General features: G+C 68.5%; 22 protein-coding genes and 1 pseudogene. 12 read left to right on the forward strand and 11 right to left on the reverse strand.

Going from position 1 to position 26,271, the window contains the following annotated elements; translation table 11 throughout:
- The first annotated feature begins 71 nt into the window (after positions 1–71).
- Together BOSE125_RS15895 and BOSE125_RS15900 are read left to right on the forward strand one after the other, a co-directional pair.
- A complete protein-coding gene (locus BOSE125_RS15895; RefSeq protein WP_236558075.1) occupies positions 72–1,397 on the forward strand; it encodes an AI-2E family transporter in 1,326 nt (441 codons plus the stop codon).
- Positions 1,398–1,428: 31 nt separating this feature from the next.
- Positions 1,429–5,109 (forward strand): DEAD/DEAH box helicase, encoded by a 3,681-nt coding sequence (locus tag BOSE125_RS15900; protein WP_159554133.1) that lies wholly within the window; start codon positions 1,429–1,431, stop codon positions 5,107–5,109.
- 210 nt (positions 5,110–5,319) lie between these two features.
- On the opposite strand, the gene BOSE125_RS15905 is transcribed toward BOSE125_RS15900, so the two are convergent.
- The 3 genes from BOSE125_RS15905 to BOSE125_RS15915 form a co-directional block, all read right to left on the reverse strand.
- The gene (locus tag BOSE125_RS15905; protein ID WP_159554135.1) at positions 5,320–5,919 is read right to left on the reverse strand and encodes a hypothetical protein; all 600 of its coding nucleotides are present in this window, start codon (positions 5,917–5,919) and stop codon (positions 5,320–5,322) included.
- Positions 5,920–6,644: 725 nt separating this feature from the next.
- Entirely contained in the window at positions 6,645–7,763 is a 1,119-nt protein-coding gene (locus BOSE125_RS15910) for an agmatine/peptidylarginine deiminase (protein ID WP_159554137.1), read from the reverse strand.
- A gap of 145 nt (positions 7,764–7,908) precedes the next feature.
- On the reverse strand, positions 7,909–8,871 hold the full coding sequence (locus BOSE125_RS15915) for a LysR family transcriptional regulator (RefSeq protein WP_159554139.1): 963 nt from the start codon (positions 8,869–8,871) through the stop codon (positions 7,909–7,911).
- 88 nt (positions 8,872–8,959) lie between these two features.
- Here BOSE125_RS15915 and BOSE125_RS15920 point away from each other — a divergent pair, with 88 nt between their 5' ends.
- A complete protein-coding gene (locus BOSE125_RS15920) occupies positions 8,960–12,646 on the forward strand; it encodes a proline dehydrogenase family protein (RefSeq protein ID WP_159554141.1) in 3,687 nt (1,228 codons plus the stop codon).
- A 192-nt stretch (positions 12,647–12,838) separates the two neighbouring features.
- On the opposite strand, the pseudogene BOSE125_RS15925 reads toward BOSE125_RS15920, so the two are convergent.
- Positions 12,839–13,819: pseudogene (locus tag BOSE125_RS15925) on the reverse strand (heavy metal translocating P-type ATPase); the annotation flags it as partial.
- A gap of 189 nt (positions 13,820–14,008) precedes the next feature.
- Positions 14,009–14,371, reverse strand: a complete 363-nt coding sequence (locus BOSE125_RS15930; RefSeq protein ID WP_159554143.1) for a helix-turn-helix transcriptional regulator — start codon at positions 14,369–14,371, stop codon at positions 14,009–14,011.
- A gap of 153 nt (positions 14,372–14,524) precedes the next feature.
- On the opposite strand from BOSE125_RS15930, the gene BOSE125_RS15935 reads away from it, so the two are divergent.
- Complete coding sequence (locus BOSE125_RS15935) at positions 14,525–15,274, forward strand: cytochrome c biogenesis CcdA family protein (RefSeq protein ID WP_159554145.1); 750 nt, start codon at positions 14,525–14,527, stop codon at positions 15,272–15,274.
- Positions 15,275–15,569: 295 nt separating this feature from the next.
- Here the strand turns inward: BOSE125_RS15935 and BOSE125_RS15940 are convergent, their stop codons facing one another.
- Positions 15,570–15,932, reverse strand: a complete 363-nt coding sequence (locus BOSE125_RS15940; protein ID WP_159554147.1) for a helix-turn-helix transcriptional regulator — start codon at positions 15,930–15,932, stop codon at positions 15,570–15,572.
- 155 nt (positions 15,933–16,087) lie between these two features.
- Here BOSE125_RS15940 and BOSE125_RS15945 point away from each other — a divergent pair, with 155 nt between their 5' ends.
- The 3 genes from BOSE125_RS15945 to BOSE125_RS15955 are packed head-to-tail and all read left to right on the forward strand — an operon-like array spanning position 16,088 to position 18,338.
- Positions 16,088–16,837, forward strand: a complete 750-nt coding sequence (locus BOSE125_RS15945; RefSeq protein WP_159554149.1) for a cytochrome c biogenesis CcdA family protein — start codon at positions 16,088–16,090, stop codon at positions 16,835–16,837.
- Between the two features lie 46 nt (positions 16,838–16,883).
- Positions 16,884–17,621: a thioredoxin domain-containing protein gene (locus BOSE125_RS15950; RefSeq protein WP_159554151.1), complete on the forward strand. Its 738-nt coding sequence runs from the start codon at positions 16,884–16,886 to the stop codon at positions 17,619–17,621.
- Positions 17,622–17,681: 60 nt separating this feature from the next.
- Positions 17,682–18,338 carry a vitamin K epoxide reductase family protein gene (locus tag BOSE125_RS15955; RefSeq protein ID WP_371300676.1) on the forward strand — a complete coding sequence of 219 codons (657 nt, stop codon included), beginning with the start codon at positions 17,682–17,684 and terminating at the stop codon, positions 18,336–18,338.
- Between the two features lie 161 nt (positions 18,339–18,499).
- Here BOSE125_RS15955 and BOSE125_RS15960 read toward each other — a convergent pair whose 3' ends face one another.
- Positions 18,500–18,868 (reverse strand): hypothetical protein, encoded by a 369-nt coding sequence (locus tag BOSE125_RS15960; protein ID WP_159554153.1) that lies wholly within the window; start codon positions 18,866–18,868, stop codon positions 18,500–18,502.
- 332 nt (positions 18,869–19,200) lie between these two features.
- Entirely contained in the window at positions 19,201–19,677 is a 477-nt protein-coding gene (locus tag BOSE125_RS15965) for a DUF4307 domain-containing protein (protein ID WP_159554155.1), read from the reverse strand.
- A 98-nt stretch (positions 19,678–19,775) separates the two neighbouring features.
- Here BOSE125_RS15965 and BOSE125_RS15970 point away from each other — a divergent pair, with 98 nt between their 5' ends.
- Positions 19,776–20,237, forward strand: coding sequence for a hypothetical protein (locus BOSE125_RS15970; protein ID WP_159554157.1), 462 nt, complete (start codon positions 19,776–19,778; stop codon positions 20,235–20,237).
- A gap of 34 nt (positions 20,238–20,271) precedes the next feature.
- Here the strand turns inward: BOSE125_RS15970 and BOSE125_RS15975 are convergent, their stop codons facing one another.
- Entirely contained in the window at positions 20,272–20,610 is a 339-nt protein-coding gene (locus tag BOSE125_RS15975) for a ribbon-helix-helix protein, CopG family (protein WP_159554159.1), read from the reverse strand.
- A 427-nt stretch (positions 20,611–21,037) separates the two neighbouring features.
- On the opposite strand from BOSE125_RS15975, the gene BOSE125_RS15980 reads away from it, so the two are divergent.
- The 3 genes from BOSE125_RS15980 (at position 21,038) to BOSE125_RS15990 (ending at position 23,756) form a co-directional block, all read left to right on the forward strand.
- A complete protein-coding gene (locus BOSE125_RS15980) occupies positions 21,038–21,433 on the forward strand; it encodes a LexA family transcriptional regulator (protein ID WP_159555310.1) in 396 nt (131 codons plus the stop codon).
- Positions 21,414–22,712, forward strand: a complete 1,299-nt coding sequence (locus tag BOSE125_RS15985) for a Y-family DNA polymerase (protein ID WP_159554161.1) — start codon at positions 21,414–21,416, stop codon at positions 22,710–22,712. The genes BOSE125_RS15980 and BOSE125_RS15985 overlap by 20 nt, the downstream gene beginning before the upstream one ends.
- 273 nt (positions 22,713–22,985) lie before the next feature.
- Positions 22,986–23,756 carry an SOS response-associated peptidase gene (locus tag BOSE125_RS15990; RefSeq protein WP_159554163.1) on the forward strand — a complete coding sequence of 257 codons (771 nt, stop codon included), beginning with the start codon at positions 22,986–22,988 and terminating at the stop codon, positions 23,754–23,756.
- A gap of 112 nt (positions 23,757–23,868) precedes the next feature.
- Here BOSE125_RS15990 and BOSE125_RS18280 read toward each other — a convergent pair whose 3' ends face one another.
- Entirely contained in the window at positions 23,869–24,165 is a 297-nt protein-coding gene (locus BOSE125_RS18280; protein ID WP_371300679.1) for a ribbon-helix-helix protein, CopG family, read from the reverse strand.
- A gap of 255 nt (positions 24,166–24,420) precedes the next feature.
- On the opposite strand from BOSE125_RS18280, the gene BOSE125_RS16000 reads away from it, so the two are divergent.
- Positions 24,421–25,315, forward strand: a protein-coding gene (locus tag BOSE125_RS16000) for an IS5 family transposase (protein WP_159554167.1) whose coding sequence is annotated in 2 segments (ribosomal slippage) — positions 24,421–24,777 and positions 24,779–25,315 — 894 coding nt in all. Because the reading frame shifts where the segments join, the coding sequence is not laid out codon by codon here.
- Between the two features lie 62 nt (positions 25,316–25,377).
- Here BOSE125_RS16000 and BOSE125_RS16005 read toward each other — a convergent pair.
- Entirely contained in the window at positions 25,378–25,947 is a 570-nt protein-coding gene (locus BOSE125_RS16005; RefSeq protein ID WP_159554169.1) for a hypothetical protein, read from the reverse strand.
- Positions 25,948–26,271 lie beyond the last annotated feature (324 nt).

A 26,271-nucleotide genomic window follows, 5' to 3' on the forward strand; every position in this document is an offset into this window, starting at 1 on the left:
TGCTTCTCAGGGTGGGATTCAGGGCCCTCCCTGACAGCATCTTGTCCGGGGGCCGCCGTAGACTCTCGGACGTGGACACTGCAGATGCCTCCGGCATGACCCCCGAGACCAGTTCGCACCGCGTGTGGCCGCGATTCCTGGTGATCGTGCTGTGCCTGGCCGGCCTGGTCATCACGCTGCAATTCGTGCAGGGCCTCCAGACCATCATCGGTCCCGTGTTCCTCGGCCTCAACCTGGTGATCATCGCCTATCCGCTGCAGTCCTGGCTCATCAAGAAGGGCGTGCACCGCTTCATCGGCGCCGCGGTCACCGTGCTGGTGGTCGTCGTCGTGCTGCTGGTGTTCATGGCGCTGATCCTGTGGTCAGCCTCCGAACTCGTCATGGCCCTGCCCGAGTACGGGCAGCAGTTCAACGAGATCTACAACAGCATGATCACCTGGATCGGCAGCTTCGGCGTCACCCCGGACATGATGATCGAGCAGCTCTCCGGCCTCAACATGTCCACCGTGGTCTCCACGGCCACCGGGATCGTCACCGCGCTGCTCTCCAACGTCACCGCCATCCTGGGGCTGCTGGCCACCGTGATCATGGCCGTCTTCTTCCTCGCCATGGACTCCGTGGCCGTGGACCGCCGCATGGCCCTGCTGAACACCGCCAAGTATGAGCTCGGCGCCGCCCTCACCGCCTTCGCCTACGGGGTGCGGCGGTACTGGGTCGTCACCACCCTCTTCGGGTTGATCGTGGCCGGACTGGACATCGTGGCCCTGGCGATCATCGGGGTGCCCATGATCTGGGTCTGGGGCGTGCTGAGCTTCCTGACGAACTACATCCCAAACATCGGCTTCATCATCGGCATGATCCCGCCGGCCCTGCTCGGACTGGTCGAGGGTGGCTGGGGTGCGTTCTTCGCCGTGGTGGCCTCCTACTCGGTGCTGAACTTCGTCATCCAATCCATCATCCAGCCCAAGTTCACCGGTGATGCCGTGGGCGTGATCCCCACCGTCTCCTTCCTGTCCCTGCTGTTCTGGGCGTGGATCCTCGGACCACTCGGCGCCATCCTGGCCCTGCCTGCCACGCTGCTGCTGAAGGCCATCATGATCGACGCCGATCCCCAGTCACGGTGGATCAACTCCTTCATCGCCTCTGACCTGAAGGGCATGGAGTCCCGGCACCAGAGGGCCAGGACTGCGACGGCGGCGCCGGCCCAGGCCGGGGGTGGGACCGGAGCCGTCGACGGTTCGGACCAGGGGACCGGTGGCGTGATCGGTGGTGACGGTGCAGCCTCGGGTCAGCCGGGAGACTCCGGCGACGGAGCCGCCGTCGCCCTTGGGGCCGATGGCCGGGCCGGTGCCAGAACGGACGCTGAAGGCCCCGCACGGCCTGTGGAGAGCGGCTGACCGTGTCCGTGGGCCGTGAAACGATGGAGGGATGAGCAGTTCCCCCTCCTATCCCTATGTCGCCGACCAGGACATCGCCCGGCTGGTGGGCGCCCAGGCGGCCGAGCGCGGCAAGAAATACGCGCGCCAGGGAGCGGTCTCGGGGCTGCTGTGGGAGCCGACTGACGGCGACTCCGGACCTGGCCGCGCAAAGGAACCGGCACCGAACTCCCCGCGCACGTTGTTCGGGCAGGTGCAGGGCAATGACCCGCTGCCGTATGACACGTTCACGATCCTGGTGCCGGGCCGTGCCTCCTCAGAGTCCCTGCCGCGCCAATGGACCCCGCTGCGGGGCGGGTGCAGCTGCCCGGTCCGTAACGACTGCAAGCATGCCGCCGCCCTGCTCTATGCGGCCACCACCCTGGCGATCCGGGATCACCTGCGGCCGCCGGCTCCCGGGGCTCCGCTGGCCGGGATGTTCGATCCGAATGCTGCTCCGCCGGCCCAGGGCTGGGGCGAGGTGGACCGCTTCACGGACGGTGCCGGCGTCGGGAACCGGGCATCACCGCACGGCGGTAGCGCCCAGGCTGCTTCAACGGCGGGCGACTGGCGGGCCGTGCTCGGCGAGCTGACCGGGCAGGAGGCCGTCACGCACGCCGAGGAGCCGGTGGGGATCGGCGTAGAGTTGCTGGCCGAGCCGCGCAGTGAGATGCGCCGGCGCTGGGGTGCCAACGAGGCATCGGTGGCGGACGTCCAGGAGGGGGCGCCGCTGCATGTCCAATTGCGGCCGATGCGCCGGGGAACCCGGGACAACTGGATCAAGGGCGGGCTGACCTGGAAGAAGTTCCAGTATGGCGGCCTGCGGCACCAGTTGCGCGGGGATCACGTGGACCTGCTCGGACAGCTCTACCGCCTCTACCTCGCCGAGCGGCCGCACGCCTACGGCAATGACGAGACCCTGCGGTTGGACTCCCTGTCCGGACCGGCGGCCTGGCAACTCCTGCTGAGGGCACAGGACATGGGCGTCGAGTTCGTGGGCCAAGGCATCCTCAGTGAAGTGGTCTTCACCGGGCCGGCCACCGTGCGGCTGGACGTCAGTGGGCCGGACCAGGGACTGGAAGTGGCGCCGATCGTGGAGTCCGCAGGGGAGGTCATCCCCGGGGCCCGGGCCGCCGGTACCGGCGGGTTCGTGGCCACCGAGATCCTCGACGACGCCCCGCGCCATCTCGCGCCGGTGCGCCTGACGCTCGCGCCGGCGTCGGCGGCCATCCCCCGCCCGGTGCTGGACCTGTTGCAGCGGCCGGAACCGTTGCGGATCCCGCAGGAGGAGTCCGAGGAGTTCTTCTACGACGTCTACCCGCGGCTGTCCCGCATCATGGACGTGGACAGCGCTGATGGGACCGTGGAGTTCCCCGAGGTTCCGGCCCCGGAGCTGTGGCTCGAGGTGGACCACCGGAAGAACCATGAGACCGCCCTGGAGTGGTACTGGCTGTACTGGGGGCCGCGGCGTGAGCTGCCCGTGGAACACCGGCGCGCCCACACCCGTGGAGGCTGGTCCCCGACCGGCTATTCCGGCCGGGCCCGCGGGGTGGATGTGGACCGGGATGTGGAACACGAGGACGCGGTGCTGGAAGCGGTCCGCGCGGCCGCCGAGGAAGCCACGGACGGCGTGGCCGTGCTTCCCGGAACCATCCGCAACACGCACCTGCACGGAGCGGACACCGCCCGGTTCGTCGAATATGTGCTGCCGATGCTCTCGACACTGGACCACGTCAAGGTCGTCGAACACGGCAAGCGCCCGGACTACCGCGAGCTGACGGACGATCCCCAGGTCCGCGTCACCCAGGTCGAGGCGGCGAATCCACGGGACAACGACTGGTTCGACCTCGGCTTCGAGATCACCGTCGGCGGCCAGCTCATCCCGTTCACCGCGGTCTTCAAAGCGCTGGCCCAGGGCAAGAAGACCCTGATGCTGAACGACGGCAGCTACTTCTCCCTCGACCACCCCGGGCTGAACCGCCTGCGCGAGCTCATCTCCGAGGCCGAGTCCATGAGCGAGTGGAAGTCCGATGCGCCGCGGATCAACAAGTACGACGTCGCGCTCTGGGAGGAGTTCGAGGACCTCGCGGACGAGTCCGAGGAGGCGGTCGCCTGGCGTGAGTCCGTCGGTGCGCTCAAGGACCTCGCCGAGATCCCGACGCCGGCCGTCCCGGCAGGCCTGGACGCCACCTTGCGTCCATATCAGCTTGAAGGCTTTGCCTGGTTGTCCTTCCTCTACGACCACCACCTCGGCGGGGTCCTGGCCGATGACATGGGGCTGGGCAAGACGATCCAGACCTTGGCGCTGATGCTCCGGGCGCGCCAGTTGAGCGAGCCCGGCCCCAGCGAGCACATACATGACGCCATGGCCGCCCAGTACGCCCAGCTCCACGGCGAACCTGAGCCTGCACCCCTGGTGGCGCCGCCGTTCCTGGTGGTCGCGCCGTCGTCGGTCCTCTCCGTCTGGAAGGAGGAGGCCGAGCGCTTCGCGCCGGGACTGGACCTGCGCGTGCTGGACACCACGGCGGCCAAGCGGGGCACGCGCGTCGTCGCCGAAGTGGCCGGGGCCGACGTCGTGGTCACCAGCTACACCCTGCTGCGCCTGGACTCGGATCAGTTCACGGACCTGGAGTGGGACGGGCTGGTGCTGGACGAGGCGCAGTTCGTGAAGAACCGGGCCGCGAAGGCGCACCAGGCGGCCAAGGCCATCCGGGCGCCGTTCCGGTTGGCGATCACGGGCACGCCCATGGAGAACTCCCTGTCCGACCTGTGGGCGCTGCTCTCTCTGACGGCCTCGGGCCTGTTCCCCTCGCCGACGGTGTTCCGCTCCGAATACACCAAGCCGATCGAGCAGCCGGACTCCTCCGAGGACGGGCGGCGGTTCGCAGCGAAGCGCATGGCGCGGCTGCGGCGGCGGATCCGGCCGTTCATGCTCCGGCGCACCAAGGACCTCGTGGCCTCCGACCTGCCGCCGAAGCAGGAGCAGGTCAGCCACGTGGAGCTCGTGCCGAAGCACCGCCGGCTCTACGACCAGGTGCTCCAGCGCGAGCGGCAGAAGGTCCTGGGGCTGCTGGAGAACATGGAGGAGAACCGCTTCATCATCTTCAAGTCGCTGACCCTGCTGCGCATGCTGGCGTTGGATCCGGCGATCGTGGACGAGAAGTACGCCTCCGTGCCGTCCTCCAAGATGGAGGCGCTCATGGGCCAACTCGAGGAGATCGTCTCCGAGGGTCACCGGGTGATCATCTTCAGCCAGTTCACCTCCTTCCTGACGCGCGTGGGGGACGCTCTGGCGGACCGCAGCGTGGCCTTCGCGTACCTGGACGGGTCCACGCGGAACCGTTCGAAGGTGATCGAGGGGTTCAAGGCCGGGACGGCACCGGCCTTCCTCATCAGCCTCAAGGCCGGTGGCTTCGGCCTGACCCTGACCGAGGCCGACTACGTGTTCCTGCTGGACCCGTGGTGGAACCCCGCCACTGAGGCCCAGGCCGTGGACCGCGCCCACCGCATCGGGCAGGACCGGACCGTGATGGTCTACCGCATGGTGGCCGAGGGCACGATCGAGGAGAAGGTGCTCGCGCTGCAACAGAAGAAGGCGGCCCTGTTCTCCTCGCTGACCGACGGGGACGCCGCCTTCTCCTCCACCATCACCGCCGACGACGTCCGCGAGCTGTTCACCCCCGACACCGACTGACGTGGGAGCGCCCTGCGCCTGCTGCCTGCTGCCTGCTGCCTACGCTGATTGTGCTCCGATTCCCGCCGATCGTGAGGATTCCCCATGATGATGACGGGGACTAATCACTATCGTCGGGAATCCTCGAAGTGTGGGTCGCTGCGCCGTCTGCTGCGGACGGCTGGCGAGTATCTCAGCAGTATTCAGTACTCAGTACTCAGTACTCAGTATTCAGCGACGCGGGACGCCGGCGCGCAGCAGCTTGGCCTCCAGTTGACGAGGCGACGTCAGGTCATCCCACATCCAGCGGACGAAGCGAACGCCTTCTTCCTGGATACGTTCCGATCTCAGCTTCTCCTCCAGGATCACTGGATCGACGTCGCGCCCCGAGTAGCTGTTGCCGCCGGCATACTTCCGCTTGCCGTCGAACTCGCCGGCAAGCCGCAACCCCTTCCACCAGAAGTCGAGGATGCCCAGGAGCCGACCGTCGGCAGTCCGTACTTGATGCTGGAGTTCTGGGGGTTCGAAGCCAAGCCGGTCTATGACCACTCGGCTCCACGATTCGCCGGGGGAGCCGGACAAGGTCGAGGCGAAGGCCGAGATCTGACGAAGGCGGTGGGCGGCTTTCTGGGTGGAGTTCGTGTTCGCCAAAGAGATGAGGTCCTGCGCGGTCCACGGCGTGGCAACCACCGCCGGCATGGTGGTCGGCGAGTTCCGCAGTCCGCTCAACAGTGCGTCTGCCACCACTATTGCGTCTTCCCACGGGAGTCGCGGCAAGGTGTCGGACAGGCAGAGTCGGAGGTTCTCAAGCACCAGCGAGGTTCCGGACAACAGACGCTGTCGGAACGGGTGTAGCTGTTCTGCGGACAGGTCACGCCACGCCCGGGGCATGGAAATCCTCCGCTCGCCGAAGAGCGGCCAGGATGCCCCTTGGGCTTGGCACGCTTGACGGAGCCGGCCATGCTGGTGCTTGAGGCCCGCAGGGTCAGGACTGCTGGCCTATTGATGAGTGGCAACCCATACAGCAGGAGGGCCGTTTCCCGGCAGAAGACGGGGTCGGTCCGGCTGGTCAGGGCGAGAGCCGTCGCGGAAGCGCCGAAGCGGTCGTCGCGCGATGCCTTGTTCCACGGCTCGGCAGGGGCGAAGACACCGGGACGGACTCTGATGAGTTCCCCGGATCTGGCCTTTCTGAACACCATGGGCGCGTCATCCGTCGGTACACCGTCCTCGGTGGTTCGGCGCAGGGGGATCCCCCAGGCGGTGACGTCCTGCGGGGAGGTCGCCTCGAGTGGAAGCTGGAGATCCGGGGCTGAGAATCTTGTCGAGGCTGCCGTCATGCCAGTCAGGACATCACAAGCGGGAGGCCCCGAACGGTCAGCTGGACGGGCGATGTGGACCGTTGTGGGCATCTCGCCGGCTGTGGAGGATCAGCCGATGCGGCTTTTCCCGCTCATCATGAGGAATCCCGGTCATTGTCACCGGGAATGTTCACGATCGGCGGGAATCGTGGTGCAGAACGTGAGCGCGGGTGCCGCAGCCGGCACACACCCCTCGGTCTAGGCTGGCGCCTTCCGCGAGGGCTGCGCCAGGGCGACCTGGCGGATGCCGACGCCGCGTCGGTACAGCCGCTGTGCCGGGATGGGCACGATCTTGCGCCCCGGGTAGGCGGCCCGCAGCAGCTGGTGAGCGCCGTCGTCGTGCGGGTCCTCGAAGGAGGGGACCACCACGGCTCCGTTGACGGGCAGGACGTTGACGTAGGACCAGGCGAGGGGGCCGCGGTCATCCTGTCCGGCCAGGGGTGCGGTCAGGGTGGCCACGTTCAGGGGCCGGCCCTGGGCGTCGGTCTCGTGCTGGAGGATGGACAGGGCGCGGGCGGAGACGGCATGGTCCGGGTGGGCCGGGTTCTCCTGCCAGTGCAGCAGCAGCACGGTGGGGGAGGCGAAGGTGACGAGCTGGTCGATGTGCCCGCCCAGGCCGAACTGCCCCTGGTTGCGGGTGAGGCCGCCGGGCAGCCAGATGATCTTGCGGATGTCCGTGTAGCGGGTGAACTCGGCCTCGACGTGCTCGCGGGACCAGCCACCGTTGCGCGCCGGATCCAGCAGGACGGACTCGGAGGCGATCAGCGTGCCCTCACCGTCCGTGATGAAGGCACCGCCCTCATTGACCATGAGGGAGAGCTGGCGCCGGGCGTTGGTGAGATCGGAGATGGTGCCGCCCACCACGTCGTCCAGGCGGTACTCGAATCCGGGCCGGCGGCCGAAACCGTTGAAGACCCAGTCGATCATGCCGAGCTGGCGCTGGCCCGTGTCCGGATCCACGTCACCAGTGGTGAAGGTCGGCCCGGTCAGGCCGAGGAAGGGGTTGTCCATGGCCAGCGGCACGATGGGGAACATGGGATCCACGTAGGTGTGCACGATCTGCCGGTCCGCTGGATCCACCAGCAGGGTCACCGGCTCGTAGTCCATGACCGCGTGCGCCACCCGTGTCCAGGCGCGGCGGGCCCCGGACAGCTCCCACGTGGAGGTGCCCATCTGCGCATAGTCGCGGGGGAAGGCCATCCACAGCCGTTCCTGCGGCTCGGTGTCCGCGGGCAGGTGCCACACCGCTGTTGACGTGTCCGTGGACAGGTCCGTCGCGACCCCGCCGAGCGGCAGTGCCTGCGGATCCTGGCGCATGGGTCCCTTTCGTCAGGTGCTTCACGGGCATCGAGTGCGTCGGTCCTGACGTGGGCAGGGCTGCGAACATCTGGTCACCGACTCCCCCATGGTATGCGAGTGCGCAACCCCACGGCCCTGTTCCGCGCCGGTCGCGACCTGTTCGTTATCCGCCGGGTCCACGGTCAGTGTCGTTCCCGGCATCCAGCGGCCGTGCCACCTCCTCCAGGGCGGCACGGACGGCGACGACGGCCGGAGACCGAGCCGACGAGGACCGGATGGACGTGAAGACGGTGCGTAACGGCCGCCCGGACAGGGATATGCGGCGCAGCCGCTGAGGGTGGTTCACCAGGGTCAGGCCGGGCAGCAGTGCCACCGCGTTGCCGGACTCGACGAGCTTCACGTGGGACTGCAGGTCCGCCGAGACGAAGCGGACGTCCGGCTCATGGCCGGCAGACCGGATCAGCTGCTCGGCCCAGTGCCGGGTGGCCGTGCCCCGTGGCTCCATGACCCAGGGCAGCGGCCGGTGCTGCAGCAGGGTGGCCAGTTCCTCCCCGGCCGGCAGCGGCTGGCCGTCGATCGTGAGCGCGGCGGGCACGGCGAGCTGCAGCTCGTCCCGCACCAGCTGACGGCGGTCCAGTCCTGGCCAGTGCGGTGCGGAGTGTCCGGGGTACTGTTCGGCGACGACCACATCGAAGTCCCGTGCCCACGTCTCATGCAGTGCGCGCTCCGGTTCGTACTGGACCATCTCCAGCCGCAGAGCGGGATGGCGCTCGCGCAAGAGGGACAGGGCCGGCGGAATCAGGACGAGGGCCGCGGACTGGAACACCGCCAGGCGCACACGCCCACTGATGGCACCGCCGGCCGATCCGGCTGAGATGAGCGCGGTCTCGGCTTCCTCGAGGGCATCGAGGATCGGCTCCACCTGCTCCACGAGGGCCATCGCCGCCTCCGTGAGCTGCACGTTCCGGCCGACTCGGCGCAACAGCTTGGTCTTGGTCTCCCGCTCCAGCAGGGACAACTGCTCCGAGACGGAGGAGGGAGCCAGGTTCATGGCGCGGGCCACCGCGGAGATCGTGCCCCGGATGGACAGCTCGCGCAGCAGGACCAGGCGGCGGACGTCCAGCATGGTTCAGGCCCTTCGTTCGGTTCAACCGAACAATACTCTGCGGAAACGTTCGCTAGTCACGCACAGTGCGAGGGAGAACAATGACAGGATGACGACCCACCCCGTTGATCGCTCCGCCCAGCCCGCAAGCCCAGCCATTCAGGATCCCGAGGAATTGCGCGCATTGGCCCCGGCCGCCGTCGAGCAGGTCCGGACCTGGCTCCGGGAGGCCCGGAAGCATCCCTCGAACTTCTCGGCCAAGCAGCTGGCGGGCGTGCTGAAGGACCCGGCGGGACTGGACTTCACGGTCGGCTTCGTGGACCGGGTGGTGCGCCCCGAGGACCACCGGATCGCGGCGGAGGCGCTCGCGGACCTGGCGCCCCAGACGCCCGGCTTCCTGCCGTGGTACATGAAGTCGGCCATGAGCCTGGGCGGCCGGCTGGCCCCCGCCGTGGCCCCGATCGCCGTGCCGGCGGCCCGCAAGGTCCTGCGCGAGCTGGTCTCCCACCTGATCGTGGACGCCACGGACGCCAAGCTCGGCCCGGCCATCGCCAAGCTGAAGACCGAGGGCATCCGCCTGAACATCAACCTGCTCGGCGAGGCCATCCTCGGCCAGCGGGAGGCCGACCGCCGGATGGACGGCATCCGCCGCCTGATCGAGCGGGATGACGTGGACTACGTCTCCGTCAAGGTCTCCGCCGCCACCGCCCCGCACAGCGCCTGGGCGTTCAACGAGGCGGTCGAGGAGGTCACCGTCCACCTCCTGCCGCTCTACGAGCTCGCCGCCTCCCAGGGTGCTGCCGATGGACCCACCGGCACCGGCCCCACGTTCATCAACCTGGACATGGAGGAGTATCACGACCTGGATATGACCCTGGCCGTGTTCATGCGCCTGATGGACACCCCGGCGCTCCAGAACCTCGAGGCTGGGATCGTGCTGCAGGCCTACCTGCCGGACGCCCTCGACGCCATGATCCGCCTGCAGGAGTTCGCCGCCCGTCGCGTGGCCGCCGGCGGTGCCCCGCTCAAGGTCCGCGTGGTCAAGGGCGCCAACCTGCCCATGGAGCAGGTCCAGGCCTCCGTCACCGGTTGGCCCGCCGCCACAGTGCTCTCCAAGCAGGCCGCGGACACCAATTACAAGCGCGTCCTGAACTACGCCCTCACGCCCGAGCGCACCCGCAGCGTGCGGATCGGCGTGGCCGGGCACAACCTGTTCGACATCGCGCTGGCCTGGCTGCTCGTGCAGGAACGCGGGCTCACGACCCAGTGGGAGGAGGGTGGCCGCAGCCCGGACGTCGAATTCGAGATGCTGCTGGGCATGGCCACCGGCCAGGCGGAGGCGGTCCGGCAGGACGTCGGCTCGCTGCTGCTCTACACCCCCGTGGTCCACCCGCACGAGTTCGACGTGGCCATCTCCTACCTGATCCGCCGCCTCGAGGAGGGGGCCAGCCAGGAGAACTTCATGTCCGCCGTCTTCGAACTGGACACGGACCCGGCGCTCTTCGCCCGTGAGCAGGAGCGCTTCGTGGCCTCGCTCGAGGACCTGGACACCGCCATCCCGACGCCGGCCCGCACCCAGAACCGGCAACTCGCCTCCTCGCCGGGAGACCTCCCGGCGTCCCGCGGGCCGGTCCCTGAACCCGTGGACGGTTTCGCCAACACCCCGGACACCGACCCCTCCCTGGCGGCGAATCGCGACTGGGGGCGGTCCATCACCGCCAACATCCCGGGCTCAACGCTCGGCACCGAGACCGTGGCCGCCGCCACGGTGACCTCACCGGACCAGGTGCAGGCCGCCGTCGGGAAGGCTGTTGCGGCGGGCAAGGCGTGGGCGAGCCTGACCGGGGCCGAGCGGGAGCGCGTGTTGGGCGCCGTGGCCGATTCCCTCGAGACGCACCGCGCGGAGCTGCTCGAGGTGGCGGCCGCCGAGACCGGCAAGACGCTGGACCAGGGTGATCCGGAGGTCTCCGAGGCCATCGACTTCGCGCGGTACTACGGCCGGCTGGCCCGCGGGCTGGACGAGGTCCCCGGGGCGCAGTTCCACCCGTCCAAGCTGGTGCTCGTCATCCCCCCGTGGAACTTCCCCGTGGCCATCCCGACGGGCGGCGTGCTCGCCGGACTGGCCTCCGGGGCGCCCGTGGTGTTCAAGCCGGCCCCGCAGTCGGTCCGGACCGGGGCCGTCGTCTTCGAAGCCATCCGTGAGGGCCTCGTGGCCGGACTCACTGCGCTGGACGGCGTCAGTGCCGACGAGGCGGGGGCGCTCGCCTCCGACGTGGTCAGTTTCATCAGCATCGACCCGGAGCAGGAGGCCGAGCTCGGTGAGGGACTCATCGCGCACCCGGACGTGGAACGGGTCGTCCTGACCGGCGGCTACGAGACGGCGATGCTGTTCCGGTCCTTCCGTCCGGACCTGCCGCTGCTGGCCGAGACCTCCGGCAAGAACGCGGTCATCGTGACCCCGAGCGCCGACCTGGACCTGGCCGCCAAGGACGTGGTCAACTCCGCCTTCGGCCATGCCGGGCAGAAGTGCTCGGCGTCCTCCCTGGTGATCCTCGTCGGCTCTGTGGCCACCTCCCCGCGCTTCCACCGCCAGCTGGTGGACGCCGCCAACTCCCTGACCGTGGGCTACCCGGAGGATCCGCGCTCGCAGATGGGCCCCGTGATCGAGGTCCCGGGGGAGAAGCTGCAGCGAGGGCTGACCGAACTGGGCACCGGAGAGACCTGGGCGCTGGAACCGCGTCAGCTGGACGGATCCGGGCGGCTCTGGAGTCCCGGCATCCGTGCCGGGGTCCGCCCAGGATCGGACGCGCACCTCACCGAGTACTTCGGGCCCGTGCTCGGCGTGATGACCGCCGAGACGCTCGAGGACGCCATCGAACTCGTCAACGCCGTGGACTACGGCCTCACCTCGGGCATCCACTCCCTGGACCCGGACGAGATCGGGACCTGGCTGGAGACGGTGAACGCCGGCAACCTCTACGTGAACCGCGGCATCACCGGCGCGATCGTCCGGCGACAGCCCTTCGGCGGCTGGAAGCGCTCCGCCGTCGGCGCCGGCACCAAGGCCGGTGGCCCGCACTACCTGCATGGGCTCGGCACCTGGACTGACGCGCCCGTGGCCCACGACGACGGCCCCGCGCCGTCCGCTGACGGCTTCACCGGGATGGGCCACCACCTCGCGAACGGTGCGGACCTCAAGGAGGGAGACCGCCGCTGGCTGGTCAACGCTGACTGGCTGGACGAGTCGGCCTGGGACACCACTTTCGGCGTGGCCACGGATATCTCCGGGCTGATGGCCGAGCGCAACGTACTGCGCCACCGCCCGGTCCCGGTGACCATCCGGTGGGAGTCGGGCCCGCTCGTGCACCTGCTGCGCGTGATCATGGCCGGCCTCCGGGCCGGAGCACCGCTCACGGTGAGCGTGGCCGAGGGGCTGCCGGCCGGCGTCGAGCAGGTCCTGGCGGGCGATCCGCAGGTGGAGGTAAGGGTGGAGGACACGGCGGCGTTCCACGCCCGGGCCGCGCAGCTGACCCAGCTGCCGCCGTCTGCGCCTTCCGGCGGGGACCCGCGCATTCGCCTGGTGCTGGACTGGTCGGCGGACGAGGCTCAGGTATCCCGTGCGGCCGTGCTGGCCCTGCATGAGGCGCTCGACGGTTCCCCGGACGTGGCCGTCTACGCGAATCCGGTGGTCTCGGCGGGGGACGTGGAGCTGCTGCCCTTCGTGCACGAGCAGGCCATCTCGATCACGGCACACCGCTTCGGCACCCCGGATCACCTGACCGACCACCTGCTCTGACCACTCCTGGCAACTCCACTCCTGGCAACTGGAGGTCGAATCCGCACCGTCTACCCGCGAGTGCCCTCTCTGTCAACCTCGGTGTGAGCCACCACTGGGGTGGCGCCGAGGGAGGCAGTGATGGTGGGTTTCACGGCAGTTGAAAGGCGTGGCTTCGTGTTGGAGTACCTGGATCTACCGCATGGGTCGAGTGGGCTGATTGCGGGTCAGGGTGCCGGTCTTGTCCACGGCGAGGTGGCGGACCCCGCCGAGGCGTTCGAAGGCCGCCCCGGACTTGATGACGACCCCGAACCGGCTGGCCGCGCCGATCGCCGAGACCACCGTGACCGGCACGGCGATGGCCAGGGCGCAGGGCGAGGCGGCCACCAGCACCACCAGGGCACGGGTGATCCACAGTTCCGGGTCCCCGAACAGGGACCCCAGGGCCGCGACGAGCACGGCCAGGATCAGCACCCCCGGCACCAGGGGCTTCGCGATCCGATCGGCCAGCCGGGCCCGTTGGCCTTTCTCGGCCTGGGCCTGTTCGACCAGGTGCACGATGGTGGTCAGGGAGTTGTCGGTGCCGGCGGCGGTGGCCTGAATCTCCAGGGCCCCGGAGGTGTTGATCGACCCGGCCGAGACCGCATCCCCGGGGCCAACCTCGACCGGGATGGACTCCCCGGTAATCGCGGAGGTGTCCAGGGAACTGCGCCCGGTGCGCACGGTCCCGTCGGTGGCGACCCGTTCCCCGGGCCGGACCACGAGCACCTGCCCAACCCGCAGGTCCTTGGCCTCGACGTCGATCGTGGCCGCGCCCTGGCGGATGGTGGCGGTCTCGGGCACGAGGCTCAGCAGGGCGCGCAGCCCGGCCCGGGCCCGGTCCATGGCCTTGTCCTCCAGGGCCTCGGCGATGGAGTACAAAAACGCCAGGGCGGCGGCCTCTTCGATGTAGCCCAGGATCACCGCGCCGATGGCGCTGATCGTCATCAGCAGCCCGATGCCCAGCCGGCCGCGGGTGAACAGCCCGCGCAGTGCACCGGGCACGAAGGTCCAGGCGCCGAGCAGCAGCCCGACCCAGAACACCACCGTGGCCGCGACGCCGGCCCCGGACCACTCCAGGACCAGCCCGGTCAGGAAGGCCACCCCGGAGAGCACCGGGAGCAGGATGGCCGCATCTCGCCACCACGGCCGGTGGCCCGACCCAGAACACCACCGTGGCCGCGACGCCGGCCCCGGACCACTCCAGGACCAGCCCGGTCAGGAAGGCCACCCCGGAGAGCACCGGGAGCAGGATGGCCGCATCTCGCCACCACGGCCGGTGGCCCTCGTGCTCCTCCGGTGCCCCGGAAGTGGGGGACGGGGCCTCGCAGCCGCAGGCGGCGCTCACGAGGCCACCTGCACCGTGTCGCAGCACCCGGGCACCGAGCAGCCCGGGTCCATGCACGGGGCGGAGGCATCCACGGCCAGGGTCACCTCGACCAGGGCTGTCAGCGCGCGGGTCAGGTGTGCATCGGCGATCGCGTACCGGGTGCGGCGCCCCTCGGGCGCGACGGCCACGATCCCGCAGTCCCGCAGGCAGGCCAGGTGGTTCGACACGTTCGACCGGCTCAGCTCCAGATCCCGGGCCAGCTCGGCCGGGTACCCGGGCCCCTGAAGCAGGGAGAGCAGGATCCGGGACCGGGTGGGGTCGGCCATCGCCCGGCCCAGCCGGTGCATCACGTCCAACCGTGTGGAAATAGTCAGCATGCGCTGAACTATACACCCCGTGCTGTAGCGTATTTGCGGGTTTCACCCGGACTTCGGTGGCCCCGACCCGTTGACCTAGTGAGGACCCTCCGTGACTGCCCGTTGCCGCCCCACCTGTCCGCGCCGCCCCGTCCGGGGCCGGGGAGGACGGGCATGAACTTGGGCGGGTTCTTCGCTGAAATGGTCCAGTCTGGGGCACTGCTGGTGGCGATGCCGCTGGCCGCGGTCGCCGGCCTGGTGTCCTTCCTCTCCCCGTGCATCCTGCCGCTGGTGCCCGGATACCTGGGCTACGTCTCCGGGCTGGCCGATCCGCGCCGGGAAGACAACCGGCGCCGGGTGATGACCGGGGTGGGACTGTTCATCCTCGGATTCGCCGCGGTCTTCACCGCCTACGGGGCCGCCTTCGGAGTGATCGGTGGCTGGCTGCTGCAGTGGCAGGACCTGCTGATCCGGATCCTGGGGGTATTCGTCGTGCTCATGGGCCTGGTGTTGGTCGGCTGGCTGCCCTTTCTGCAGGGCACCAAGAAGATGTCCTTCCAGCCGAAGACCGGCATCGCCGGCGCCCCGCTGCTCGGAGTGGTCTTCGGCCTCGGCTGGACCCCCTGCATGGGCCCCACCCTGAGCGCCGTGCTGGCATTGAGCACCACCACCGGAGACCCCTGGCGCGGGGCCCTGCTGGGTTTCCTCTACTGCCTGGGCCTGGGCATCCCCTTCGTCCTGGTCGCGATGGGCCTGGACTGGGTCACCCGCACCCTGGGCTTCGTCCGCCGCCACATCCGGGCCTTCAACATCATCGGCGGGATCCTGCTGGTGCTCGTCGGGGTCCTGATGGTCACCGGGATCTGGACCCTGTGGATCTACCAGCTGCAGAACCTCGCCGGCACCTTCACCACCCCCGTCTAAACCCCTGCCCCTGACTCCCGACCCCACGGATTGGACCGACCATGACTCCCACCGACCCCACCCCGACCAAGGCCGACTCCGCCCCGTCCCGGCAGCGCCGGGCCAAGATGCCCGACCCAGAACACCACCGTGGCCGCGACGCCGGCCCCGGACCACTCCAGGACCAGCCCGGTCAGGAAGGCCACCCCGGAGAGCACCGGGAGCAGGATGGCCGCATCTCGCCACCACGGCCGGTGCGCCTCGGCCTCCTCGGATGCGCCCCCAGTGGTCTCCGCGGCGCTGCAGCATGCATCACTCACGAGGCCGCCTGCGCTGCGTCGCAGCACCCGGGCACCGAGCAGCCCGGGTCCATGCACGGGGCGGAGGCATCCACGGCCAGGGTCACCTCGACTAGGGCGGTCAGCGCGCGGGTCAGGTGTGCATCGGCGATCGCGTACCGGGTGCGGCGCCCCTCGGGCGCGACGGCCACGATCCCGCAGTCCCGCAGGCAGGTCAGGTGGTTGGACACGTTCGACCGACTCAACCCCAGATCCCGGGCCAACTCCGCCGGATATCCCGGGCACTCCAGCAGGGACAGTAGAATCCGGGACCGAGTGGGATCGGCCATCGCCCGCCCCAGCCGGTGCATCACATCCAGTCGCGTGGCAATAGTCAGCATGCGCTGAACTATACAGCACCTGATGTAGTGTCGTGCGGGGCCCCGGCCGATGCGGAGCCCCGCACGCCGTAGCAGAGAGGACCGTACGTGACCGCCTGTCACCGACGCCCCCCACTTCATCCTGGTCTCCGGAGGACGCCCCTCGGGAGGGCAGCATGAGCATCGGCGGATTCTTTGCCGAAACGGTCCAGTCCGGGGCCCTGCTGGTCGCCATGCCACTGGCCGCGGTGGCCGGCCTGGTCTCCTTCCTCTCCCCCTGCATTCTTCCCCTGGTCCCCGGCTACCTCGGCTACGTCTCCGGGTTAGCCGACCCGCGCCGGGAAGACAACCGGCGCCGGGTGATGACCGGGGTGGGACTGTTTATCCTCGGTTTCGCCGCGGTCTTCACCGCCTACGGGGCCGCCTTCGGAGTGATCGGTGGTTGGCTGCTGCAGTGGCAGGACCTGCTGATCCGGATCCTGGGGGTATTCGTCGTTCTCATGGGCCTGGTGTTGGTCGGCTGGCTGCCCTTTCTGCAGGGCACCAAGAAGATGTCCTTCCAGCCGAAGACCGGCATCGCCGGCGCTCCGCTGCTCGGAGTGGTCTTCGGCCTCGGCTGGACCCCCTGCATGGGCCCCACCCTGAGCGCCGTGCTGGCATTGAGCACCACCACCGGGGACCCCTGGCGCGGGGCCCTGCTGGGCTTCCTCTACTGCCTCGGGTTGGGCATCCCCTTCGTGCTGGTCGCGATGGGCCTGGACTGGGTCACCCGCACCCTGGGCTTCGTCCGCCGTCACATCCGGGCCTTCAACATCATCGGCGGAATCCTGCTGGTGCTCGTCGGGGTCCTGATGGTCACCGGGATCTGGACCCTGTGGATCTACCAGCTGCAGAACCTCGCCGGCACCTTCACCACCCCCGTCTAAACCCCTCCCTACTCTCGAGACCACACCCGACCGGATAGGACCGACCATGACTTCCACCGACCCCACCCCGACCAAGGCCGACTCCGCCCCGTCCCGGCAGCGCCGGGCCAAGATCGTGGTCTGGGTCCTGCTGGCCCTGGTCATCGTCGGCGGCACCATCGGCTATTTCGTGGCCCGCGGCGCCACCACCACCCCACCGCAAGACGCCAGCGCGTCCACCGGTCAGGAATCCGGACAACCGAGCCAAGAGGGCGGGCAGCTGGTCCGGGAGAACAGCCGGGTGCTCTCCCAGGCGCCGAACGAGAAGGCCGTGCTGGTGGAGTTCCTGGACTTCGAATGTGAGGGCTGCGCCGCGGCCTATCCCTTTGTCGAGGAGTTACGGGCGGAGTATGCGGACACCGTCACCTTCGTGAACCGTTACTTCCCGCTGCCGGGCCACCCGAACTCGGTCACCGCGGCCGTGGCTGTGGAGGCCGCTGCCCAGCAGGATGCTTACGAGCCGATGTATCAGCGGATGTTCGAGACCCAGACCGAGTGGAGCCACACCACGGAGGACCGCAGCGATGTGTTCCGCGGCTATGCCGAGGACCTCGGCCTGGACATGGCTGCCTACGATGCCGCCGTGGCGGATCCGGCGACCCGGGAACGTGTTGAGCTTGATGTCGCCGACGGCACCGCCTTGGGAGTCTCCGGGACCCCGACGTTCTACCTCGACGGCGAGCAGCTCGCCCCGTCCACCCTGGAAGAGTTCACCGCCGCCGTTGAAGCCGCTGTCCAGGACTAGGTGGCTTGCCGCCGGCAACGCCTTCTGACCGTGGACCGAGACCAGAAAAAGCCCTCCACCATGACCGAACGCTCGACCATTTCCACCCATCCCTCGAAGCCATCCCCCTCGCCAGCAGCGATGGCACCCGCCCGGGCCTGGTTCGCCGACCATCGGACCTTCGGGCTGATCCTGTTGGTCACCGGAGCCGTGGGCTGGATCGCCTCGGCCATCCTCGTGCTCGAGCGCCTGGCCCTGTACGAGAACCCTGGCCACGTCACCAGTTGTGACATCAACCCCTGGGTGTCCTGCGGGCGGGTGATGGGCACCTGGCAGTCCGAGCTATTCGGGTTCCCCAACCCGCTGATCGGCATCGTCGCTTTCGCCGTGGTCCTGGCCACCGCGATGGTGGTGCTCTCCGGGGCCCGACCCGGCCGGTGGTACTGGGCCGGACTGCAGGCCGGGGTCACCCTAGGGATGGCCTTCGTGACCTGGCTCTGGTTCCAAGCCCTGTACGAGATCTACATCCTGTGCCTGTACTGCATGATCGTCTGGGCGGCCATGATCCCGCTGTTCATCCTGCTCACCGCCCGCAACCTCGCCCACGGCGTGATCCCCGCCCCGCCGGCGGTGGCCCGGTTCGCCACCGGCTGGGCCGGGACCCTCATCGCCGTCGTCTACGTCGGCGTCGCCGGCTCCGTCTTCATCCAGTTCCTCCCCGCCTTCACCGGCCCCTGACCGGGTCTGATTGAACTGCCAACTCCCGCAGCTTCACCACCCAGTTGATCCTCGTACGGAGCACGGCCTCCCGGCTGCGGCAGCCTCCTTCTGGCGATAAAGCTGGGGGCCCTTACCGCCCAGACAAGGAACGCTGACGGGGCCCTCAGCCATGCTGGTGGTCAGGCCTCCGCGGCTTTCCAGCGGCGGGCAGTGACGAACGAGTGGATGCCGAGCGCCACGTACAAGATGAGCAGGGCGAAGGTAATCGTGCTGATGAGCACAGCCGTCGGACGCTCCGCGTCGCCGGCGATCAGCGCGCCGAGCTGCAGGACGTTCATCGATGTGCCGAGCACGCCGAGCACGGCGACGGCCAGGGCAAGGTGGACACCGAGCTTCTGCTTCTTCAAGCTGATAAGACCTGCAATCAAGATCACGACTCCGAGCAAGGCCGGGATCAGTGCTGTCCAGCTGGCGAACGACGTGGCGATATAGGCGATGGAACCAATGGCGATGAGAAGGACGCTGAGTCCGAGGGTGAGGCGACGCATAGCGCTTCCTTAGGCAGATGATGACCAAAACTACTTCTACGCAGTGTAGTAGAACCGGATTTCCGCCCGCCGCCTCGGAGCCTGATGTTGCTTCTCCTGAGGGTCGGCGGCTCCTCCAGCTCTTCGACGACTTATGGAATGCCGGGGGCGCCCCACCCCAGTCCCTGATGTCATGCCCGGCGAAGAGGTATCAAGCGACCGGCGACAGGGTATCGCGGCCGCCTTCTCGAGGGGGTCCTTCGAGAGGCGGGCGAACCCTTTTCATCAGGCGACCAGTACTCAGGGGGCGCGATGGAGGTGCGGTGAATGAGGTGCAGGCAGGAGATCCAGGCTCAGACGTCCTGCTCGATCCAGCAGGAGTTGACGCCGCCGTTCACCCCGAGAGAATCGGTGCGCAGGTTGACGTCGTAGTACTGAGACTTGTCCGAGGGAAGGGAACCGCCTGTGGCATCCTCGACCTTCGCCGGACCGATGGTGACGGTCCGCCAGCCCACGATGGCATAGTTTTCGGAAAGCACTTGAATGGCGCAGGCCACGGTGTCTTCGAAATCTTTGGTGACTTCGAACGTCACCGAGGCCCGGGTCGGGGAGTCAATGGCGTAGCCGACGTCTTTCCAGGACAGAGAGTCCTGCGAGGTCGGGAATGCCAACCAGGCAGTAGCGGCCACGGCGAGCACTAGGGCGGTGACGGCAATCCATTTGCCCCAGCGGGACCCGAATGACGGCCGAGCACGCTGGGTCCGCCCATATCGGTTCGCAAAGCTATCAACCGGCACATGATCCGCCGGCTTCTGGGGTGCTGGATCCATAGTGGCCCATGATAGGCCCGGCCTCCCGGCCGCCTTGTCCCGCGACTGGTACACGACCAGAAGACTCCCGGCTGGGGCATCCGGGAGACAATAAAGTCATGTACGCCCCGATCGACCTCCAGACCCCACTCGTCACCCAATGGATCGGCACACTCGTGACGATCGCGGGGCTGGCGGTCCTCGCCCACGGGCTGTGGCGCCGCAAACGCTACCAAGCCCACTTGGATGACGAGGACGCCCGCTACGCCGGGCCGGACCGGATCAAAGACGCCGTCCGCGAGGTGTTCGCGGGTGCAGGCATTCTCGTGCTCGGTCTGGCGACTCTCGCCTATTCGATCTACGGACACTTCGCCTCGCAGTCCAACATCCAGGAAAATGTCGCCAACAAGTACGGGGTCGAATCAGTCGAAGATAAGGGCTGGCGCGGCAATGCACTCCGCGCCGACATCACCATGCCGGACGGCACCGTCCATCAGGATGTCCTCATCATCTTCGAGGACTCCGGCGAACCGCAGATCAATCGCGACCTGAGCGGCGCGGCCACCGACAGCACCGGGTAACGCTCCGTCGCCCAGGGACGATTACCACCCAGGGTCAGGAAACATGTCGCAGCTCGAGGTACGCAGCGACGGCCTCACGCACGATGTCGGACTCGTCGCGCTGCTCGCGCTCCGCAAGAGCATGCACGCGATCCTTCAGGGCCTGCGGCACGCGGGCCCGAACGACAGGTGAGGGCCCTCGTTTCGTCCCGGCCGGCGGCCGCCCCACGGCCAGCCGCACGGCCTCCTGTGGGCTTGCCGCTCCAGTTGCTTCCACGAGAGCGTGGCGCGCATCGGGGCGGGCATCCTCGCCGCGCCGAATGGTGCCCGGCTTCACGGTCAGGTCTCCACGCGCAGCCCGGCCGGCCAGCTCTTCGTACGTATCGGCGGTCATGGCGCTTCTCCTTCATGCAATAGGTATCGGAACTGATCGGTGAGGTCCACGACGTGGAAGACGACGACGGTGCGGGGTGGTTAGTGGGCCGCGATCACTTCGAGGTAGCGCTCAGTCCGCCCATGCGAGTGGCCGATATACACGATGGTCTGATCCCCTGGCTCGCCCTCGATTTCTGCTGTCACCTCGGCATGCATCATGGCGCAGAGCGCACCCTCTCGGGTTATCCCGTGCTTGTCAGCGCTACGCGTCCGCTCCACCCCCATTCCTAAACTGTAGCACAAAATGCGGCTACATAGCCCTCGGGTGGAATTGCCGCCTGCTTACCACATGCACGATTGGCAATCGAACATACTTTCGATTCGCGTGAGGTGAGGGCTTGCTGGCAACCGAGGTCCGGGCTCTCGCCGAAGGGCTCGGGGAGCAGCTGCGAACGCGCGTCAATGACGGCGTGGTGGAGGCCGGCTTCCCCTCGCCGTCCCAGGACTACACCACCGCCGAGATTGATCTGACGGATCACCTGATGCCCAACCGGGCCTCGACGTACCTAGTGCGGGCGCGAGGGCACTCCATGACCGGTGCCGGGATCTGGGACGGCGACGAACTGGTGGTGGACCGCTCGATCCGCCCCCAGCACGGCCACGTGGTGATCGCCGTGCTTGATGGCGAACTGACCGTGAAACGGCTCAGAATCGAAGCGGACCGGGTGGTGCTCTCCTCGGAGAACCCGGCGTATCCCGACATTGCCGTTCCCTCGCTCTCGGATCTGCGGGTCTGGGGTGTGGTCACGGTGGCACTGCATCATGTCTCCCGCACCTCGTGAGGCCGTGATCGCTCTGGTGGACTGCGCCAGCTTCTATGCCTCGTGTGAGCGGGTCTTCGACCCGCGCCTGGAGGACCGCCCGGTGGTGGTGTTGTCCAACAACGACGGCTGCGTGGTGGCCATGTCCCAGGAGGCCAAGGTACTGGGGGTCCCGATGGGGATCCCGTGGTTCAAGCTCGAGCCCGTCGCCGCCACCCAGGGGATCGTGGCACGGTCCTCCAACTACGAGCTCTACGGCAGCCTCTCGGCGAGGGTCATGGAGGTCATCGGCCGGCACGCCGCCTGGCAGGAGGTCTACAGCATCGACGAGTCCTTCATCAGCCTGCGCGGCACCGTCGAAGAGGTGATCCAGGCCGGCCGGCGTATCCGCGAGGACGTGGCCCGCTGCACCGGGATTCCGGTGCGCGTGGGCATCGCCCCCACCAAGACGTTGGCGAAGGTTGCCCTCCTCGGGGTGAAGCGTTCCGCCCCGCTGTCCCGGGTCGGAGTGTGTCACTTCGGGGCCTACTCCCCCACCCAACGAGACACCATTCTGGCCAGCATCCCCGTCACTGATCTCTGGGGCGTGGCCGGCCGGCTGGGCCGCCGCCTAGCGAATCTGAATATCCATACCGCCGCAGACCTCGCCGCCCAAGACCCCGGGCAGATGCGCCGGCGGTTCTCGGTGGTCCTGGAGCGCACCGTGCGCGAACTGCGCGGCACCCCGTGCATCCCCCTCGAGGAAGAACCTCGCCAGTACAAAGACCAGCTCATCTACTCCCGATCCTTCTCGGAACCGGTCACCACCACCCCGGCCATGCGCCAAGTCCTCTCCATCTACGCCCAGCAACTCGCCTCCCGGCTACGCAATGCCGGACAAGAAGCCCGGGTCCTTACCGCTTGGGCGTCGACCTCGCCGTTCGCCACGGACCAGGAACCCCACTCGCCCCAGATCAGCGCCGTCCTACCCGTGCCCACGGCAGAGCCAGTGACGATCGCTCGTGGATCCCTGGGCTTGGCCGAGCTGATCCGCCCGGGCACCCGGTACGTGCGGGCTGGCGTCGTGCTCACCGATCTGCGCCCCGCAGGCCAGGCCGAGACCCTGCCCGGCCTCGGCCCACCCGGGGAGGGCCGCAATCTCGGCCCCACCCTGGACGCCGTGGTGGCCCGCTTCGGGGTCGGGAGCGTCGGCCTGGGATACGGCGGCCTCGGAACACCGCCGTCGTGGCAGATGCGCCGGGCCATGCTCTCCCCCAGGGCCACCACCCATTGGGACGAGCTCGTCACTGTCCGCCTGTGAAGGACTCCCGCAGACCCCGGGACCAGTGGTGAGGGGTCTTCGGCTTTGTACTCGGTGCGCCGCAGATTCATGATCCACCAGCCCTCAGGCACCCGGGCACGCAGCGCGGCAACCCCCGCCTCATAGGACTCGGCCTCAACCGGCAGCTCATCGGCCTGCCGATCTCCACGACCCGTGTCATCGTCGGGGATAGTCTCGATGGAGGCAGTGATGTTCATCCGTTCGGCCTTTGTGCCCTCGGCCCGCAGGAGCGCGTGCGGCAGACTGGGCCTCATGTGTGGACGGTATGTGATGGCCCGAGCCATCGGCGACCTGGTGGCAGATGCCGGTGCGGTCGAGCCCGAGGAAGAGCTGGTGCTTCGACCGAACTGGAACGTCGCACCGACCAGCGAGGTTCCCATCATCCTAGAACGAGCGATCGAGGACGAGACCCGCCGGGAAATCCACGTGGCCCGATGGGGCCTGGTCCCGCCATGGGCCAAGGACGTATCCGTCGGCTCGCGGGCCTTCAACGCCCGCTCGGAAACCGTCTCCACGAAACCAACCTTTCGCGCTGCCGTGAAAGCCAAACGGTGCGCGGTCCCGGTCGACGGGTACTACGAATGGCTCAAACCCCCCGCAGATGCACCCAAGGGCACACCGAAGCGGCCCTTCTTCGTTCACCCCGCAGACGGCTCCCTGATTTACTTCGCCGGGCTCTACGAGTGGTGGAAAGACCCGGCTGATGCGGAGGGCGATGAGGGCAGGTGGCTTCTGAGCTGCACCATCCTGACCGGCCCCTCCCCCAAGACCGGCACCGGCGAGGCCACCTTGGAACAACTGGCCGGCCTGCACGACCGCCTACCCCTGCCCATGGACCGCGACACCATGCACACCTGGCTGAACCCCGAGAAGCTAGCCTCCGCAGGCGAAGCCGAAGCACTGGTCGAGCACGTGCGGAACCAGGCCTACCAGACCGCCTCAGCATGGACCCTGACCGAAGTCGGGACCGCCATAGGCAACGTGCGCAACAACGGACCTGAGCTGATTCAGGGTCTGGGTTAGCTCGCGTCGGTGATCGCCCGGGCTTCGTCCTCAGCGGCCCCAGGTAGTTCCCAACTGATGCCGTTGGCGGTGTGGGCGGACTGACGCATCGCGGAAGTCAGCCGTCACAGGATCAGCCGCCGAGGTGGGCGCGGAGCGCTTCTTCGACGACGGCGCGTTGACTGATGCCGCGACGGTCAGCTTCTGCCGCGACGAGGTCTGCGATGTCCTCAGTGACGCGAACTCCGAGCTGCACGGTGGCTTGCCCTCGCCGGGTTGTTCGGGCCGACCCTGCCGGGGCCTGCACCTGGGACGGCTGACCTTCACTGGTGCGAACCGTGGGCACGACGGGGTCAACCGCCTCATCTGGAGCCGGTTGAGGCCGGTTGCGGCGGGGCAAGGTTTCGGGGCGGTCTGGTTGGGTGCTCATGCGCTGAGGACCTTCCTGGTGATCTCGGTGTATGCGTCGACGACGGGGCGGCCCTTTCGGTAGTCGCCGTACCAGGAGCGTGCGGTCCTGGCCTCCTGCACGATGGTGCGGTTGGGGATCAACGGGACCATCAGCAGTCCGGTGTCGCGGAGTTCGTCAACGCTGGCGGTTTCGGCCCGCGGGGTGACGGTGTCGTGGTAGCCGCCTAGGGTGTGTCTCCTAATGGGTGGCTGGTCGCGTTGACATGCTGGACGAGTGACACGCACTGAAGCCCTGACCGACGAGCAGTGGGCGCTGATCGAGCCATTGATGCCCTCGGCCACCGGGGCGGGCCGGCCGTTCCGGGACCACCGGGTGGTGGTCGAGGGCATCATCTACCGGTACCGGACCGGGATCGCTTGGCGCGATGTGCCGGAGTGCTTCGGCCCGTGGCAGACCATCTGGAAGCGCCACCGCCGGTTCAGCGGCGACGGAACCTGGGACGCCATCCTCACCGCGCTGCTCGGGCACGCGGACGCAGCCGGCCTGATCGACTGGGAGGTCTCGGTCGACTCGACCATCAACCGCGCGCACCAGCACGCCACGAACCTGACGCGCAGCACAGGGGGACCTGACGAACTACATGAAACAGCGCCAGGAGCCGCCTGACCACGCGATCGGCCGCTCCCGGGGCGGGCTGAGCACCAAGATCCACCACCTGTGCGACGGGAACATGCGCCCGCTGGTGATACTGCTCGGCCCGGGCCAGGGCGGGGACGCCCCGATGTTCGAACACGTCCTGGCCGGCCTGTACGTGCCCCGCACCGGCAGGGGACGGCCCCGGACCACCCCGGTGCGGGCCCTGGCCGACAAGGCCTACTCCTCCAAGGCCATCCGGGCGCTGCTGCGCCGCAAGGGTGTGCAGGCGGTGATCCCGGAACGGGCCGACCAGATCGCCAACCGTACCCGCCGCGGTGCCAAGCGCGGACGGCCCGTCGGTTACGACCCCGAGGCCTACAAGCGCCGCAACGTGGTGGAGCGCTCCTTCAACGTGTTCAAGCAGTGGCGGGCCTTGGCCACCCGCTATGACAAGCTCGCGCTGACCTACCGCGGCGGCGTGGTACTGCGCGCCATCACCATCTGGCTCAAGGCATTAGGAGACACGCCCTAGGCGGCTGCCCAACGCCAGCCCGGGGACTCACGACGCCGTTGCCTGCCCGAGCAGTGCGGCCTTCAGGGCTTGACCAACAGGATCCGAGTGCCGTCGGCTCTACAGCCCGGCGGCATGAAGACGCCTTTGCCGCCCACCTCGCCCAGGACCACCTCGGGGCCTTTGAACCGGACCTGGGCTCCCACATGCCCGGCCATGACCGGCCCGTCGTTGCGGTCGGCGTCGCCGGCCACAACGTACACCGTGCCCCGCTCGGACACGGAACTGCCCACCGGGACGGCCACCACCCGGGTCCCACCGCCGGCGGCGGGGGAGTGCCGCAGGGCCAGGCACCCGCCCTCGTGCACGACCAGCGTCCCCGCGCGGGGCGCGCCGACCCGGCCGGCCCGAGGCTCGAAGACACCCACCGAGAACTGCTCGCCGTGCCCCAGGACCGGTTCCGGGGGCTGCCCCTGGCCGGGCCCAGCGCAGCCGGCGACCACCACCGCCAGTCCAGTAGCGGCCAGCAGGGCGCAGACCCGGCGGACCGCCCTCGCCCGACGCGGCCCGCCATGACGGCGGGCGTGACCGGCCATACCGCCGGCCGACTGCTTGCGGAGGCCGCCACGGGTGCGCGAAAGCCACGCCCTCATCCCGATACCCCCTCAGGCTGCGTGGTACACGTCACAGGACCTCATTCTAGATCCGTGGTCGCCGGCGGGGGCCGTTCGTGTCACCGAGGATCATAGTCAAGTCCCACGTGCACCGATGCCCCGGCAGGGGGCCGCCGCCCTGTAACACGGCGTCAGCGGTGGCCTGCAGTAGGCCGAGGCGAGAGGACCGTCCGTCAGTGGGTCGAAACACTCCGCCTCCTGCGACTCGGGCCTCGGCGCCGTCCCCGGCGCCGGGTGCGTCCAACTTAGCCTCCGGGACACGACTACCGGTGGACACGGCGGCCGCAATCCACGATCCGGCAA

It is taken from the genome of Citricoccus sp. K5 (assembly GCF_902506195.1).
Taxonomy (GTDB): Bacteria; Actinomycetota; Actinomycetes; order Actinomycetales; family Micrococcaceae; genus Citricoccus.

Bases quoted from the DNA above. Each gene is read 5' to 3' on its own strand.
- BOSE125_RS15900 (WP_159554133.1), top strand. From the start codon at position 1,429: ATGAGCAGTTCCCCCTCCTATCCCTATGTCGCCGACCAGGACATCGCC.
- BOSE125_RS15910 (WP_159554137.1), bottom strand. From the start codon at position 7,763: ATGCGCCAGGATCCGCAGGCACTGCCGCTCGGCGGGGTCGCGACGGAC.
- BOSE125_RS15915 (WP_159554139.1), bottom strand. From the start codon at position 8,871: ATGCTGGACGTCCGCCGCCTGGTCCTGCTGCGCGAGCTGTCCATCCGG.
- BOSE125_RS15920 (WP_159554141.1), top strand. From the start codon at position 8,960: ATGACGACCCACCCCGTTGATCGCTCCGCCCAGCCCGCAAGCCCAGCC.
- BOSE125_RS15930 (WP_159554143.1), bottom strand. From the start codon at position 14,371: ATGCTGACTATTTCCACACGGTTGGACGTGATGCACCGGCTGGGCCGG.
- BOSE125_RS15935 (WP_159554145.1), top strand. From the start codon at position 14,525: ATGAACTTGGGCGGGTTCTTCGCTGAAATGGTCCAGTCTGGGGCACTG.
- BOSE125_RS15940 (WP_159554147.1), bottom strand. From the start codon at position 15,932: ATGCTGACTATTGCCACGCGACTGGATGTGATGCACCGGCTGGGGCGG.
- BOSE125_RS15945 (WP_159554149.1), top strand. From the start codon at position 16,088: ATGAGCATCGGCGGATTCTTTGCCGAAACGGTCCAGTCCGGGGCCCTG.
- BOSE125_RS15950 (WP_159554151.1), top strand. From the start codon at position 16,884: ATGACTTCCACCGACCCCACCCCGACCAAGGCCGACTCCGCCCCGTCC.
- BOSE125_RS15955 (WP_371300676.1), top strand. From the start codon at position 17,682: ATGACCGAACGCTCGACCATTTCCACCCATCCCTCGAAGCCATCCCCC.
- BOSE125_RS15960 (WP_159554153.1), bottom strand. From the start codon at position 18,868: ATGCGTCGCCTCACCCTCGGACTCAGCGTCCTTCTCATCGCCATTGGT.
- BOSE125_RS15965 (WP_159554155.1), bottom strand. From the start codon at position 19,677: ATGGATCCAGCACCCCAGAAGCCGGCGGATCATGTGCCGGTTGATAGC.
- BOSE125_RS15970 (WP_159554157.1), top strand. From the start codon at position 19,776: ATGTACGCCCCGATCGACCTCCAGACCCCACTCGTCACCCAATGGATC.
- BOSE125_RS15975 (WP_159554159.1), bottom strand. From the start codon at position 20,610: ATGACCGCCGATACGTACGAAGAGCTGGCCGGCCGGGCTGCGCGTGGA.
- BOSE125_RS15985 (WP_159554161.1), top strand. From the start codon at position 21,414: ATGTCTCCCGCACCTCGTGAGGCCGTGATCGCTCTGGTGGACTGCGCC.
- BOSE125_RS15990 (WP_159554163.1), top strand. From the start codon at position 22,986: ATGTGTGGACGGTATGTGATGGCCCGAGCCATCGGCGACCTGGTGGCA.
- BOSE125_RS18280 (WP_371300679.1), bottom strand. From the start codon at position 24,165: ATGAGCACCCAACCAGACCGCCCCGAAACCTTGCCCCGCCGCAACCGG.
- BOSE125_RS16005 (WP_159554169.1), bottom strand. From the start codon at position 25,947: ATGAGGGCGTGGCTTTCGCGCACCCGTGGCGGCCTCCGCAAGCAGTCG.